At 50.3% G+C, this 15,193-nt stretch carries 11 protein-coding genes; 9 read left to right on the top strand and 2 right to left on the bottom strand.

All coding sequences use genetic code 11. The features are described from left to right. The first annotated feature begins 169 nt into the window (after positions 1 to 169). The 8 genes from H6629_18225 (at position 170) to H6629_18190 (ending at position 12,199) form a co-directional block, all read left to right on the top strand. Entirely contained in the window at positions 170 to 1,738 is a 1,569-nt protein-coding gene (locus H6629_18225) for a nicotinate phosphoribosyltransferase (GenBank protein ID MCB9069722.1), read from the top strand. 81 nt (positions 1,739 to 1,819) lie between these two features. After that, complete coding sequence (locus H6629_18220; protein MCB9069721.1) at positions 1,820 to 2,875, top strand: CehA/McbA family metallohydrolase; 1,056 nt, start codon at positions 1,820 to 1,822, stop codon at positions 2,873 to 2,875. Next, positions 2,872 to 4,317, top strand: a complete 1,446-nt coding sequence (locus H6629_18215; GenBank protein MCB9069720.1) for an SDR family oxidoreductase — start codon at positions 2,872 to 2,874, stop codon at positions 4,315 to 4,317. The genes H6629_18220 and H6629_18215 overlap by 4 nt, the downstream gene beginning before the upstream one ends. 78 nt (positions 4,318 to 4,395) lie before the next feature. Continuing rightward, positions 4,396 to 5,661, top strand: a complete 1,266-nt coding sequence (locus H6629_18210) for a cysteine desulfurase-like protein (GenBank protein MCB9069719.1) — start codon at positions 4,396 to 4,398, stop codon at positions 5,659 to 5,661. Between the two features lie 289 nt (positions 5,662 to 5,950). Beyond that, positions 5,951 to 6,613, top strand: coding sequence for a class II aldolase/adducin family protein (locus H6629_18205; protein ID MCB9069718.1), 663 nt, complete (start codon positions 5,951 to 5,953; stop codon positions 6,611 to 6,613). 266 nt (positions 6,614 to 6,879) lie between these two features. Beyond that, complete coding sequence (locus tag H6629_18200) at positions 6,880 to 10,494, top strand: T9SS type A sorting domain-containing protein (GenBank protein ID MCB9069717.1); 3,615 nt, start codon at positions 6,880 to 6,882, stop codon at positions 10,492 to 10,494. 85 nt (positions 10,495 to 10,579) lie between these two features. Beyond that, entirely contained in the window at positions 10,580 to 11,242 is a 663-nt protein-coding gene (locus tag H6629_18195; protein ID MCB9069716.1) for an alpha/beta fold hydrolase, read from the top strand. 6 nt (positions 11,243 to 11,248) lie between these two features. Beyond that, positions 11,249 to 12,199, top strand: coding sequence for a phosphodiester glycosidase family protein (locus H6629_18190; GenBank protein MCB9069715.1), 951 nt, complete (start codon positions 11,249 to 11,251; stop codon positions 12,197 to 12,199). 50 nt (positions 12,200 to 12,249) lie between these two features. Here the strand turns inward: H6629_18190 and speE are convergent, their stop codons facing one another. After that, positions 12,250 to 13,092, bottom strand: coding sequence for a polyamine aminopropyltransferase (gene speE / locus H6629_18185; protein ID MCB9069714.1), 843 nt, complete (start codon positions 13,090 to 13,092; stop codon positions 12,250 to 12,252). A 200-nt stretch (positions 13,093 to 13,292) separates the two neighbouring features. Here speE and H6629_18180 point away from each other — a divergent pair, with 200 nt between their 5' ends. Further along, a complete protein-coding gene (locus tag H6629_18180) occupies positions 13,293 to 13,709 on the top strand; it encodes a hypothetical protein (GenBank protein ID MCB9069713.1) in 417 nt (138 codons plus the stop codon). A gap of 194 nt (positions 13,710 to 13,903) precedes the next feature. On the opposite strand, the gene H6629_18175 is transcribed toward H6629_18180, so the two are convergent. Further along, positions 13,904 to 15,190 (bottom strand): acetyl-CoA hydrolase/transferase family protein, encoded by a 1,287-nt coding sequence (locus H6629_18175; protein MCB9069712.1) that lies wholly within the window; start codon positions 15,188 to 15,190, stop codon positions 13,904 to 13,906. Positions 15,191 to 15,193: the final 3 nt, after the last annotated feature.

The raw sequence follows: 15,193 nt of genomic DNA, 5'->3' as shown, positions 1-15,193 counted from the left end.
TAAAAACGAAAAAGGGTTAAGGTGAACGGATAAAAATATCCTGCTTTAATCCTTTTTCATTTTCAGAATCTCACCCGACACATTCCTTTATTATTCTTGAATCACTCCCCAAAATTGTTTAATCTTTAGCCACAGCTAATTCAAATCGCAACTGTTATGTGGAGCACGTGTGAAAAACGCAGATCGCCAAACCGCAGAAGGCATTTTGTTTACCGACCAATATCAATTGACGATGGCGCAGGTGTATTTCCGGATGGGATTGCACGAAAAAGAGGCGCAATTTGACCATTTTTTCCGGAAATATCCCAATTATGGGAGTCACCAGGCGGGGTATTGCATCAATGCCGGATTGGAATGGCTGTTGGACTGGATTGACGAATCGCATTTTCGTGACATCGATATCGAATATTTGCGCGGACAAAAAAATCGCACCGGAAAGCGTGTTTTCGAAGATGATTTCCTCAATTGGCTGCGAACGGATTTCACATTTCAGCGATTGCATATTCGTGCGATTCCGGAAGGTCGGGTGGTGCATCCGCATGTGCCACTAACGGTGGTTCGCGGCCCATTGGCGATCGCCCAGATTTTAGAAACAGCATTGCTTAACCAATTGAATTTTCAGACACTTATCGCCACAAAAGCAGCGCGAATCCGTGAAATCGGTCACGGGCAGTTGATGATGGAATTCGGGTTGCGGCGTGCCCACGAACGCGGCGCCAACGCCGGCGCACGGGCCGCTCTCATCGGCGGTGCGGATTTTACCTCAAATGTCGGCATTTCGCACGTGCTCGGATTGCAACCGAAAGGCACCCACGCCCACAGCATGATTCAGGCGTTCATCGCACTCGGGCAAACCGAACTGGACGCATTTCGGGCGTACGCAGAAATTTATCCCGACGACTGTTTGCTGTTGGTTGATACGATTAACACGCTGGAAAGCGGGATTCCCAACGCCATCAAAGTGTTCGAAGAATTGCGCAAAAACGGGCACCAGCCGGTTGGTGTGCGGCTGGATTCCGGCGACCTTGCCTATCTGGCGATTCAGGTTGCCAAAATGCTCAACGATGCCAATTTTCCGGACGTCGCGATTGTTTTGTCCAACAATCTGGATGAACTTGTGATTTGGCAGATTGTCACCCAAATTAAAGAAGAAGCACCGCGATACGGCGTCGATGCCCGGAATTTGCTAAAGCGACTGGTTTATGGCGTCGGCACGCGATTGATTACATCCGAAGGATCGCCCAGTTTGGGCGGTGTTTACAAATTGGTTGCCCTGAAAAATGGCGGCGGCTGGCAACCGGCCATCAAAATTTCCGAAACGCCTGATAAAACGCCAAATCCCGGAAACAAGCTGGTGTGGCGCGTTTATGATTCGCGTGGCAAAGCCACCGCAGATTTGCTGGCGCTGGCGGATGAAACGCCCGCGGACAACAAAAAACTGGTGCTCCGTAGTCCGCTCGATCACACCAAAAAACGAACGCTGCAAAAAGAAGATGTTTCTGTCGTTGAGCCATTATTGGTTGATGTGTTGAAAGATGGCCAACAAATTTACGAATGTCCACCGCTCGATAAACTTCGCGAACAGCGCGTTCGTGACGTCGAGCGGTTGGACCCCGGTATTCGCCGGTTGATCAGCCCGCACATTTACCACGTTTCTATCAGCCAAAAATTGTGGCGAACCAAAGAAAGCCTCATCCAGAAAATCTCAGAAATGCCGGATGAACAAAATGGCGATTGAGAAAGGTGAAAAGTAAAAAGTTAAATGTAAAACCGCCTGATTAATCCTTAATCCTTTATCCTTTATCCTTAAGATGGAAATATGATTCGAAAATTTACGCTGCTTAACTTATTGATTTTGCTGTTGTTGGCGCAATCTTGCACAACCCGGCAAAACTGGTATCGCGGGAACACCCATGCGCACACGGTGCTGTGCGGTCATGCCGATTCCGCACCGGATGTGGTCGCCAAATGGTATCTCGATCACGGTTACAATTTTGTGATTTTAAGCGAACACAACCGGTTTATTAACCCGGATTCGGTGACGCTGCCGGACAATCGCCGGTCGGATTTTATCCTCATTCCCGGTGAGGAAATCTCAGGGAAAAAGATAATCCACACCACCGCAATGAATATTCGCGAATTGGCGGATTGGCAATTCGACAGCGAGCAAAAATCGCAAATCATCCAGTCGCATGTGGATAACGCGATGGCCGCAGGCGGGCAGGCGATACTCAATCACCCGAATTATTATTACGCTGCGAGCGCAGCGGATGTGTTGCAGGTTCAGCGATTAATCATGTTTGAGCTGTTCAACGGTCATCCGCAGGTGAATGTCTGGGGCGACGAAACGCATCCCTCCACTGAAGAAATGTGGGATTTTTGGCTCAGCAAAGGGATGAAAATTTTCGCGGTTTCGTCAGACGACGCGCATCATTTTCAAACGTGGGGCGCAGATCAATCCAATCCCGGCCGTGGATGGGTGATGGTAAATTCCCAAAAACTTTCGCCGGATGCAATTACCGATGCGATGGTTCGCGGCGAATTTTACGCCAGTAACGGCGTGTTTTTGAAACGTGCTCAAATTTCTGAAAAACAATATCTTATCGAAGTTGATGAATCGCGTACGGCTGCCGAATTAGCGACCGGATTGGTGGTTGGCAAATCATCACCGGAAGGCTTATCGGGGTGGAAAATCGAATTTATCGGAAAAGAAGGCGAGTTGCTGGATTCAAAAAATGGAACAAAAGCCGTGTTTTCACTTCCCGATGGGCAACCGTTTGTCCGCGCCAAAGTAACGTTTACCCGCCCAGCAGAATCCGGGTTCGAATCCTTTTTCGCGTGGATACAGCCATTATTTAACGATGGCCGCCGATGAAAATTTTGCTCACCGGCGCCACAGGCTACATCGGAAAACGGCTGTTGCCTATGCTCGTCAGCAATGGATATGAAGTTTACTGTATCGTCCGGGATGCCGCCAGATTTAATCTGGAAACTGCTGTTTCTGCTAAAGTTAGTATCGCTGTTGGCGATTTGGGTGATCCTCACAGCTTTGATAATTTCCCCACCGATTTCGATGCCGCATATTATCTTGTCCATTCGATGACCCAATCTGTGGAAGAATTTCACGAGCTCGAATTACAAATCGCCAAAAATTTTGCCGATTGGGTAAAGTCAACATCAGCAAAGCAGATCATTTATCTCGGTGGAATTGTCAACGATGAAAATTTGTCCAAACACTTGAAATCGCGGATGGCCGTTGAGGATGTGCTGAAAACTTCCGGCGTTCCCGTGACGATATTGCGAGCGGCAATTATCATCGGTTCCGGCAGTGCTTCGTTCGAAATTATTCGCGATTTGGTGGAAAAACTGCCGGTGATGATCGCGCCAAAATGGGTGAACACCCGCTGCCAGCCCATCGCCATCCGGGATGTGCTCCGGCTGCTGCAAAAGGTGTTGCTACATCCCAAAGCGCTCAATCGCACTTTCGATATTGGCGGGCCGGATGTGCTTACCTACAAACAAATGATGCTCAGTTTTGCCAATGTTCGCGGCTATCGTCGTTATATCCAAACGGTGCCGGTGCTCAGTCCGCGACTGTCATCGTATTGGCTGTATTTTGTTACATCAACCTCGTACACATTGGCGCGCTCGCTGGTTGACAGCATGAAAAATGAAGTGGTTTGCCGGGATAATTCCATCCGCGAAATTGATGACCAACCCACCATTGCTTATGAAAAAGCGATTGAACTGGCGTTCAGCAAAATTGAGCAAAATGCCATTGTTTCGAGCTGGATAGATGCGCTGCATCACTCATCGCTCACGTCGTCAATCGGTGAATATATACAGGTGCCGCAATACGGTTGTTTGATCGATACCCGAAGCGTTGAAATTCGCCAAAGCGAAGATCAGGTTTTGGAAAATATCTGGCAAATTGGCGGGGATCGCGGTTGGTATTTTGCCAACTGGCTGTGGGTGATTCGCGGATTTCTGGATAAATTGGTCGGCGGTGTCGGGCTGCGGCGCGGCAGGCGCGATCCGGTGAACCTGCAATCCGGTGATGCGCTGGATTACTGGCGGGTGATTTTGGCAGATCGAAACAACAAACGATTGCTGTTGTATGCAGAAATGAAATTGCCCGGCGAAGCATGGTTGGAATTCAAAATTATCAACGAATCTAACACATCATTTTTGATCCAAAAAGCGACATTTCGTCCGCGCGGCATTTTGGGGCGATTGTACTGGTTTGGCATTTATCCGCTGCATGTAATGGTATTTAAGGGAATGGCAGAATCAATCGTGACTTTTCGGGAAGATTGAACAACAGTGGAATGGGGTTGATTTTGAGTGTCGCAAAGCCTAATTTGGATCATCGAACATCAAAAATCAGGTGTAACCATGTATTTTAATGTTGACGAACTCCGGGCAAAATTTCCCGCGCTTTCCATCGAAGATGACGGAAAACCGCGCGTTTACCTCGATAATCCGGCGGGCACACAGGTGCCGCACCGTGTTTTGGAGCGAATGGAGCGGTATCTGGTGCGCAGCAACGCCAACAGCGGCGGCTATTTTGTAACCGCGCGGGAATCCGATGTGCTGAAAACGCAGGCACGGCAGGCGATGGCGGATTTGCTGAACGCCCCCGATCTGTCGGAAATCGTGTTCGGTCCGAACATGACTACACTGACGTATTCGGTTTCGCGGGCAATCGGGCGGTTGCTCAAACCCGGCGACAGCATTGTCGTTACCCGGATGGATCACGATGCAAACGTGTATCCGTGGCTGCAACTTGCCGAAGATCTTGGCTTAACCGTAAAATTTCTTCCGTTCAACCGGGAAACCTATCAATTTGATCTGCAAAATTTCGCGGAATTACTCGACGAAACTGTGAAAATCGTGGCCATCGGTCACGCCAGCAACGCGCTCGGGACGATCAACAATATTCCGGAAATGTGCAAAATGGCGCACGAATACGGTGCGTGGGTGTATGTGGATGCGGTTCAATCTGCGCCGCATATTCCTGTGGATGTTCAATCGCTCGGCTGCGATTTTCTGGTCTGCTCGTCTTACAAATTTTTCGGTCCGCACCAGGGCATTTTGTGGGGGCGAAAGTCGATTCTCGATCATTTGAAAAGCTATCAGGTGCGTCCGGCGAAAGATAAATTGCCCGGTAAATTCGAAAACGGCACACAGTCGCACGAAGGAATGGCCGGCGTGCTCGGCGCATTGGAATATCTGGCGGAAGTAGGGGAGATGTTTGGCGATCCGTTTTCCGCTAATTTCCCAAATTTTAGCGGACAACAGCTCGGTTTGCACACGGCAATGGCGGCGATCCAGTCTTACGAGCAGACGCTCAGCAACTATTTGATTCGCGGTTTGCAACAAATTTCCGGTGTGAAAGTGCACGGCGTAACCGACAGAAACGAGCTGCAGCATCGCGTGCCGACGGTTACATTCACCAAAGAAAATGTGCACCCAAACGACATCGCCAAACAATTGGCTGCGGAGAATATTTTTGTGTGGAGCGGCCATTTTTACGCGGTGGAAGTAATTGATTTTCTTGGGCTTGCGGAAAGTGGCGGTTTGCTCCGTGTCGGCGCTGCGCATTACAACACCGCCGATGAAATCGACAAGCTGCTCAATGTCGTGGATTCAATTAGATAATAAATATTGCCGCAGAGGCGCAAAGTTCGCAAAGGTTTTTTTGTATTTGTGTAGCGATCTATCACTTTTGTGTTAATAATCCGGAGATTCCTGCCTTCGCAGGAATCTCCGGACTTTCAGCAATGATATTCTATCAGCTACACAAGTACGTTTTTATATTTGCCTGCGAAACACACGAAATTACACAAAATTCTAAAAAAATCATTTTCGTGTTTTTTCGTATTTTTCGTAGGCAGTTCAACCTTCGCGATCTTCGCGATCTTCGCGGCAAAAAAAAGAAAAACAGAAGATGAACGAAAACCAGCTTCGCCGGGAAATGATCGAAACCGGCAAACAATTATACGAAAAATCGTTGATTGCGGCGGCGGAAGGCAACTTCAGCGTGCGGCTGGATGCGCAGCGGATTCTGGCAACGCCAACCGGATTGTGCAAAGGCAAAATGGCTGCAGATGATCTGGTGATAATCGATCCGGACGGCAATCACATTTCCGGGGAACGACGGGCGTCTTCGGAAATAAAAATGCATCTGGAAGTTTATCGCCGGCGACCGGATGCGCAGGCGGTGATTCATGCGCACCCGCCGATTTGCATTGCGCTGATGCTCGCCGGCATCGGGCTGGATCGCCCGGTTCTCGCCGAAAATGTGGTGTTGATGGGCAAAGTGCCCACCGCGCCATACGCCCGCCCGTCGACGGATGCTGTGCCGGAATCGATTCGTCCGTTTATCGAGCGCACCGATTTTTTACTACTGGATCGCCACGGCAGCCTGACCGTCGGCGCGACTTTGGACGAGGCGTTTCGCAAACAGGAAATGCTGGAACACACCGCCAAATCTGTTCACGCCGCGTTGCAATTGGGCGACATCCGCGATTTGCCCGCCGATGAAATCGCAGCGCTGAACGATCTGCGCGTCAATCGCTACCGCATTCCGTGGCAACTCATTCCTTTTTGATTTTCAAAAATTTCCCTATTTTACCCTTTGTGCAAATCTGTTTTATGGTTATTTTGGACGCTTGCAGCCTCGTCTGTCAGATTGTGCCGGGAGGGTTTTGTTGAATGCTTTGCTCAAGCTGGGTGGCATTTTCCAAGCGAAAATCACCGCTTTTGCAATGCCAATTTTGATATTTGTCATCCCGGAAATCGAGCGAAAGATTATTTTTAGTTTCAGTTATTTTCAATAACAAATCTGTTGGTCAAGGGATTTCCCGGAGAATTTGAATGAAGCGCCTCCGTTTCGCACATTTGTTGTGTTGGTTGATGGTCATTTCCGCCAGCCTTTTGGGCAATTGGCGACCCAACGAAATGCGCATCAAAATTACGGCGGCTGCGGCAGACGATATTCGCAAAATCACCGGACTTGGTATCGATGTCGAAGAAGTTAACCTGCCGCATATTTACCTTTACGTCACTCCCGATGAATATGACCGTTTGATTGCCATTGGTTTCCGCCCGGAAATTCTCATTCCGGATATGCTGGCATATGCCGAGATGCAGCGCCAAAATCCCGCTATTCTCGGCTATTACGATTACAATCGCGGTGTCGCGCTGGTTGATAGTTTGTGCCGCCAATTTCCCAAAATTATCAAAAAAGAAATTTACGGCTGGAGCGTAGAAAAACGTGCCCTGTTCGCCGTAAAAATCAGCGATAACGTTACGCTGGACGAACCGGAGGCGGAAGTCGCATTCGACGGATGTTATCACGGGGATGAAATCATCAGCGCAGAAATTTTGATGCGGCTGATCCGCGATCTCTGCCATTCATACGGCAATGACGACGAAGTGACCCGTCTCGTGAACAGTCGCGAAATCTGGATTTTCCCGTTCGCCAATCCCGACGGCCGGCAAATGCTGGATCGCCGCAATAAAAATGATGTCGATATCAACCGAGATTGGGGATACATGTGGGATGGCTGGGGCGATAGCGCAACCCCGTTTTCCCAGCCCGAAACGCGGGCGCTACTCAGTTGGTTTTTGGGGCATCAATTTGTGGTTGCGCAATCCGTTCATGCGGGAATGGAAGTGATTTCGCTGCCGTGGAGTTATCGCCCGGGACAATCGCCGGATCAGCAGGTGATGATCGCACTGGCGGATGGCTATGCCAAATCATCCCGCTATCCGTCGTTAACCTACGGGAGTGGGTTCGACCAGTTGTATCCGGTAAACGGCACCGCGAAAGACAGCTATTACGGAATTCGCGGCTCGCTGAGCTGGACGTTGGAAATTTCCGATAACAAATCGCCCTCGCTGGAAAAAGTTCGGGACATTTACCGCAGCAATCGTCCGGCGATGCTGTATCTCATTAAGTCCGCCGGAACCGGTTTGCACGGAACGATTCGCGATGCCAAAACCGGAAAAAGCGTTTCCGCGATGCTTTGGCTGCGCAACGAGAAACAGGAATTTTGGCCGGTGTACAGCGATCCGCTGATCGGCGATTTCCACAAAATGGTGCAGCCGGGAAACTACACGCTGCGGATTACGGCAAACGGCTATCGCGATAAAATTATGAAAAACATCACCGTTCCGGACACCGGCAGCACGGCAGTGAATGTTTCGCTGGAGCCGGCTGATGGAAAATTTGCCTGGCAGGTGCTTAGTTGCCGGGTGCCCGGCAATAATTTTTCGGATGACGGCATCACATATCACGTTTTGGGTGCGCCGGACCGGCGATTTTATTCGCTCGGGCGAAAAGGTTGGATAGTGCTGGACATGGGCGAAACGATTTTCGATTTGCCCGGTGATGATCTGAAAATTTCCGAAGGCGATTTGACGCCGGAAGGTTACGCCGTTTATGTGGCTGCCGAAATGACCGGTGAATGGCAAAAACTTGGCAACGGACGCGGCTCCGCAACGTTCGATTTGGCTGCGAACAAAATAAAGTCATTCCGGTTTGTGCGAATCGAAGATGACGGCGACGGCTTTGCCGGTGTTGCCAATGCCGGGTTCGACCTGGATGCGGTGGAAGCCTGCAATAATCCAGAAATGGCGGCGTTTCCGGTACCGGTTGGCGTCAGTTTTGTGGATACGTTGAGCAATTTTAACGGCGTTTGGGAAAGCGGCGAATGGGTGAATGTGGATGTTCATCTCAAAAACAACGGCGGCAACGAGGCGCGTAACATTCGTATTCGTGTGATTTGCGATGACGAACAAATTCAGGTTGTCCATCCGGAAATTACTGTCGATGCGCTGTTGCCGGGGGAAGAAAAACGGGTGTCCGGTGTGCGGCTATTTGCGGAAGATCGTCCGGTAAACCGGCGAAAGCTGCCGCTGTTGATCCGCGTTTCCATCGAAAATCAGCAGTGGGATCACATCATTTCGGTTGATCTGCGCGATGGCGGGCGGCTGCAAACGGCAGCATCGGTCACATTTGACGATCCGTTTGTGAATATCAGAAATGAATCCAAACTGCAGTTGCGCAACGGCGGTTCGGACACGTTGAATATTTTTCAGTTGCAAACCCGGACAGCGGCGTTTCAGGTGCCGTCCAGCCAATTCAAGATTCCGCCGGGTGAAAGCGTTCCGCTGATGGTTGCGTTTACACCTGCGTCGACAACCGAGCATCGCGATACGTTGATAATTCTCAACAGCGATCCGCGCCAGCCGCGAAAACTGGTGCCGCTATTGGGCACCGGAAATCCTGCGCCGTCGCTGGCGTTGCGTTCGACCGATTCGTTGAATATTTATCTCACCGGAACGGATTCGCTGGAAGTCGGTTGGCAAATTTCCAACAGTGGGAAAGGGGAGCTTTCGGTTGTTGCCACGCTCGCTATCGATCGCGATGCGCTGGAATTTCCCGTCTCCGAGTTTCTGGATGCCAGCGGCTATCTCTGGCATTTTCAACAACTTGCAGATGGCGAAACCGAGCCGGGATCGCGCTTGCTGGAGGTGTTGCCGCAGCCGCTTCAGTTTAGCGAAGCCGCTCCGGAAACGCCGGTTGATTTGCAACTGCCTTTCCCGTTTTCGATCGACCGGGTGCATTTTCACCAGCTCAATATTTTTCCGGGCGGACAATTTGAGCTCGCCGGTCATCACAATAATCCGGACAATCCGCCCCGTCAATTTCAATTGCTTTCCGGCGATTGGTCGATTGCCGCACCGTTCGATGTTTATTTTCGTTCGCTGCCCGAACATTTATTACTCGAGTGGCAGGCGTTATTTGATGGCAACGGCAACGGTCCGTTTCAACTGAAAGCGCTGCTCAGCGCCAACGGGGAAATGATTTTTTATTACCCGGTGCTCGGCGAATTAACCGATGAAATGTCGATCCGTACGCCCGGCGCAACGTTGGGCAAACCGGAGGCGGATCTCCGTGCGGGCACCCAAATTGCGCTGCAGCCGCGTGCGGGATTCCGCATCAAACAACGTTCTGCCGGGCTGCATCCCGGTGAATCGAAACAGCAACAACTGGTGGTTGTTACCAAAAACCTGCCGTCCGGTAACTACCCGTTTATTCTGGAGTTACACAGCAACGATCCGCTGCAGCCGCTGACCCTTTTGCCGCTGCGGCTGCATGTGGGCAGCGAGCTTTCGCGCACCGGCGAACCGGGCGTTGCACCGGAAAAATTCGCATTATTGCAAAATTATCCAAACCCGTTTAACCCCAGCACAACCATCACTTTTCACCTTGCGAAAAGCGCCAAAAGCTTGCTCACGGTGTATAACATGCTCGGTCAGGCAGTGCAGGTTTTGGTCGATGAAACGTTGGCGCCCGGCGAATATCGGGTGACCTGGGAAGGGGTGAACGATTACGGCGAGACAATGCCGAGCGGCATTTATTTTTACGAACTTCGTGCCAATGAATTTGTTCAAATTCGCAAAATGATTTTGCTCCATTGAGCCCGGTTGGCTCACCTGATTTGCTGGCTGAACTTCATTTCATTAGATCGAGAACGGATAAACCCATAAAAAACAGGAACAACCGATGCGGCTACCAATTGACGATTCGCGTGAAATAGAGATTCTTGCGCCCGAAAATCCCGATCCCGGACAACCGCTGCTTATTTTAGCGCACGGCGCCGGGAACGATATGCACTCCGGTTTTATGGAAACCATTGCCGGACATTTAACCGAAAACCGGGTGTCTGTGGTGCGATTCAATTTTCCGTATTTCACTGCGGGAAGGAAAATGCCCGATCGCGGTCCGGTGTTGGAAGAAGCCTGGCGCGCGGTTATCCGCTGGACACAGGAAAATTGCGATTATTCGCAACTGTTTATCGGCGGAAAAAGCATGGGCGGGCGGGTTGCCGCAACTGTCGGACGTGAATTTGAGGATGTGCGCGGGGTGGTGTTTTTGGGTTATCCGTTGCATCCGCCGGGAAAATTTGAGCATCGCCGCGATGAATATCTGAACATGCTGCGCAAGCCGATGCTCTTTATTCAGGGCACTCGCGATCCTTTTGCCCGGATGGATTTGCTGCAGGATGTGCTCAGCGATATCCGCGAATTTGCCCGGTTGGAATGGGTGGAAGGCGGCGATCACTCATTCAAAGTATTGGTGCGGCAGGGCGTTCACTATCCCGAAGTGCTCAAAAATGTAGCGTTGGAAGTGGCGGACTGGACGAAACAACTCAGCAATAAAATGTGAGAAATAATGAATTTATCCAAAGCAATAGTGTTTGTTGGTGCTATTCTGTTATTCGGTTGCGAAACGGAAAAGCCCGCGCCGGTAGCGCAAATTCCCATGAATTGGCAGGAAATCGATTCGCTGAAAAACCGCTTGCCGGAAGGTATTCGGGTATTTGCCGGACAAAATGCCGAAATGCCGCTGAAAGCCTGGCTTGCGGAAATCGATACAAAACAGCCGCACATCCAAACCCGCGTGGTGCTTTCCGGCGATACATCGGATAACCGCGAATCGACCGCAGATTTTGCTTCACGGCTGAACGCGCCGGTTGCCGTAAACGGCGGCTATTTCACGATGAACAAAACGCCTGCCGGACATGTGGGATTGCTGGCGATTGACGGCAGTGTGATTGAGCCTGCAACCCGTTCCGTTTCCCGGGAAAATGTGCGTTTTCCCACTGCCCGCGCTGCGATCGGATTTGCCGCGACTGGGAAAATGGACATTGCATGGGTGCGCACGGAAAACGGGGAATTGTTCGCCTGGGATGAACCGCTGGCAAACACGCCCGAAACTGCCGCGGCAGAACCTGACCCGGAGAGCGGTAAGCGCTGGCAAATGCGCGATGCCATCGGCGCCGGACCGATGCTCATCGAAGATGGTGAAAAGCAGGTGACTTCCGATGCTGAAGTATTTTTCGGAACGTCCATTCCGTTGGTGCATCCGCGAACGGCCGCCGGATATTCGAAAGATGGCAAATTATTTTTGCTGGTGGTGGACGGCCGTCAGCCGGAAAGCCGTGGCGTTAGCCTGGACGAACTTGCCATGATGATGCAGGATTTGGGCGCATACGAAGCGCTGAATCTCGACGGCGGCGGCTCATCCACGATGATTGCGGATGGCGTGTTGCTCAATCGCCCCGGCGGCGGCGAATACCAACGCGAGGTGATGTCCGCAATTGCTGTATTGGTGAATAAATAACGTTGTTAACCAATTAGTAGCGGCGATTCATGCACGAAATGCCTGTCCGATTATTCATCCAACAACTTTCTGAAAAACGTTGGCAATACAAACGATGCCCGGTGAATCCCGTCATTATAATAATTAAAATCGAGATTCAATTGATCGTAGCGCTGTTGATCGAAATTATTCAACGGATGCAGTGTTTTTGCAGCAAACCCGAACGCCCAGTGACCGGACGGATAAGTGGGGATGCTCGCATGATAAAAATGAAATTGCGGAAAGATATCGCGCAGCTTAACCTGAATATTTTTAACGATTTTCGGCAACCACGCCGGTGATTCACTCTGGTTTACCAGAATGCCATCGGACTTCAGCGCGTTAAAACAATCGCGGTAAAATTCCCGGGAGAACAGCCCTTCGCCAACGCTGATCGGATCAGTCGAATCAACGATGATCAGATCGTATGCGTTGGATTTACGCTTGACAAACGCCACGCCATCCTCAAAAAAACAGCTCACCCGCGGATCATCCAGTTTTCCGGCAATTGCCGGAAAAAACTCGACACAGGCTTTTGTTACCAACTCGTCAATGTCCACCAAATCCACATGCGCCACATTCGGGTGCCGCAAACATTCGCGAACGGTGCCGCCGTCGCCACCGCCGATAACCAGCACATTTTTGGGATTCGGGTGAACAAATAACGGCGTATGCGAAATCATTTCGTGATATACGAATTCATCGCGATCGGTGAGCATCACAAATCCATCGATAAGCAGCATTCTTCCAAAACCTTTGGATTGCACAACCTCGATTTTCTGGAACTGGCTCTGCTCCGAAAACAACACCGCATCCACCTCAAAACGGAATTCCGCTTTTACCTCCGGATAATATTCCCCAAATGTCAAAGACATGCTGATCTCCTTTTTTTTTGTCGCGATTATGATATTGAAAACACCGGCTTTTCGCAAAAGAAAAAAGAAATAAAATCAGATAGCGGTGAGCAGTTACAAAAATTTTTCATGCAAAACAGATGCTGTTTGATTTCTCAACAATCTCTCATTATTATATTTCTTTGTAAAAAGAGATATCCGGCAACAAACGGAGGTAAGCAATGGCAACACATAAATCAGATTTGATTAATGCATTGCGGGAAACAGCAACCAAGTTAAGCAATGGCGCCAATTACGAATGGGGACATATGGCGCGCTGCAACTGCGGACATTTGGTGCAAACCGTCACCAAAATGAGCGATAAGGAAATTGCCCGCGCTGTGGAATTTGATCTGGACGAGTGGACAGAATACGCCAAAGATATTTGTGACGGCACTGGCAGCCGGGCGGAAAACCTTTTTCTCGCGTTGCGCGAAGTCGGGTTTAATTATGACGATGTGATTCATCTGGAGAACCTGTCTGATAAACGAGTGCTGTCCCGCATTGAAAACGGGAATTATCTTCGCAAAAATGATCCCGGTGATGTATCGTGTTACATGCAAACGCTGGCTGATGTACTGGAAGAAGAAGCGGTGTAAGTGCAGAATTTCTGATGTTGATCATTAATGAAATATGTTTGAAAATGCTGTTGTGTTCGGGAGATTGCAGAATTTCGTTCTGCGCCATCAGTGTTATCACGTAATTATATTCAAACCCTGAAAACGAGTTAAATGACCCAAAATACAAAAGGCGTTCAAACGAACGCCTTTTTTTGTTGCTGCTATCAGCTTGTTTACAAATAATTTAGCTCACGGGCTTTTTGGGTGAGTTCTTCCCGGAATTCCGGTGCGGCAATCTCAATCAACGCTTTTGCCCGCTGGCGGATGGTTTTGCCGAAGGTTTCCACATAGCCGTATTCGGTAACGATAATCGGCGCATCGTTACGGGTGGTGGTCACGCCGGAGCCGGGTTTTAGCATCGGCACAATGCGGCTGAGTTCGCCATTTTTGGCTGTGGACGGCAGCGCGATAAACGGTTTGCCGCCTTTCGAGCGCGATGCCCCGCGCACAAAATCCAGCTGACCGCCGACACCGCTGTAAAAACGGGTGCCGATCGAATCTGCTGCAACCTGTCCGGTCAAATCCACTTCGATGGCGCTGTTGATGCTGATCATGTTATCATTTTGCGCGATGATAAACGGATCATTCACATAATCCGTCGGGTGCAATTCGATAATCGGGTTGTTATCCACATAATCATACAGCCGTTTGGAGCCAAGAATAAATCCGGCAATCACTTTTCCGGGGTGCAGCGTCTTTTTCGCACCGTTGATAATGCCGGCTTCAATCAGATCGACAACGCCGTCCGAGAACAACTCGGAGTGAATACCCAGATCTTTATGATTGTGCAAATTGTTCAACACGGCATCCGGAATACTGCCGATACCCATTTGCAATGTTGCGCCGTTGGGTATCAGATTCGCGATAATTTTCCCGATCTGCTGCAACGTTTCGGATGCGCCGCCCTGCGATGCTTCCGGCAGCGGATAATCGCTGACCACAATCATATCCAGGTTGCGGACGTGCAAAAAACTATCGCCGAGGGTGCGTGGCACCTGTTTGTTCACTTCTGCGATTGTGAATTTGGCATGTTCCGCAGCGCCTTTGGTGCAACCCACTTCTGCGCCCAGCGAACAAAACCCGTGTTCATCCGGCGGCGAAACCTGAACAATTGCGATATCCAGCGGCACATGGCCGTCGCGAAACAGCGACGGAATTTCCGATAAAAACACCGGTGTAAAATCTGCATGACCCTGCTGCACCGCGCTGCGGACGTTGTGTCCGATAAACATCGCGTTGTGCCGGAAACTCTGGGCATATTCCGGCTTCACATATTCGGCTTTGCCGAAGTGCAGGATGTGAATCAATTCCACATTGCGCAGTTCCGGTGCGCGTTTTACCAGTGCATCGATGACCGTTTGCGGCGCGCCCACACCACCGCCCAGATACACCCGGCTGTCCGACACAATTTTGCGGGCAGCTTCCTCCGCGGAAGTTAACCGTTCCTGATATAACTTCATCCA

Source organism: Calditrichia bacterium (genome assembly GCA_020634975.1).
Lineage (GTDB): Bacteria > Calditrichota > Calditrichia > RBG-13-44-9 > J075 > JACKAQ01.
The sequence above is the reverse complement of the archived record's forward strand: the minus strand, read 5'-3'. Positions and strand labels throughout refer to the sequence as shown.

What these genes read in the sequence shown, in the direction of transcription:
- H6629_18220 (MCB9069721.1), top strand. Translation starts at nt 1,820, where the DNA reads ATGATTCGAAAATTTACGCTGCTTAACTTATTGATTTTGCTGTTGTTG.
- H6629_18215 (MCB9069720.1), top strand. Translation starts at nt 2,872, where the DNA reads ATGAAAATTTTGCTCACCGGCGCCACAGGCTACATCGGAAAACGGCTG.
- H6629_18210 (MCB9069719.1), top strand. Translation starts at nt 4,396, where the DNA reads ATGTATTTTAATGTTGACGAACTCCGGGCAAAATTTCCCGCGCTTTCC.
- H6629_18205 (MCB9069718.1), top strand. Translation starts at nt 5,951, where the DNA reads ATGAACGAAAACCAGCTTCGCCGGGAAATGATCGAAACCGGCAAACAA.
- H6629_18200 (MCB9069717.1), top strand. Translation starts at nt 6,880, where the DNA reads ATGAAGCGCCTCCGTTTCGCACATTTGTTGTGTTGGTTGATGGTCATT.
- H6629_18195 (MCB9069716.1), top strand. Translation starts at nt 10,580, where the DNA reads ATGCGGCTACCAATTGACGATTCGCGTGAAATAGAGATTCTTGCGCCC.
- H6629_18190 (MCB9069715.1), top strand. Translation starts at nt 11,249, where the DNA reads ATGAATTTATCCAAAGCAATAGTGTTTGTTGGTGCTATTCTGTTATTC.
- speE (MCB9069714.1), bottom strand. Translation starts at nt 13,092, where the DNA reads ATGTCTTTGACATTTGGGGAATATTATCCGGAGGTAAAAGCGGAATTC.
- H6629_18180 (MCB9069713.1), top strand. Translation starts at nt 13,293, where the DNA reads ATGGCAACACATAAATCAGATTTGATTAATGCATTGCGGGAAACAGCA.
- H6629_18175 (MCB9069712.1), bottom strand. Translation starts at nt 15,190, where the DNA reads ATGAAGTTATATCAGGAACGGTTAACTTCCGCGGAGGAAGCTGCCCGC.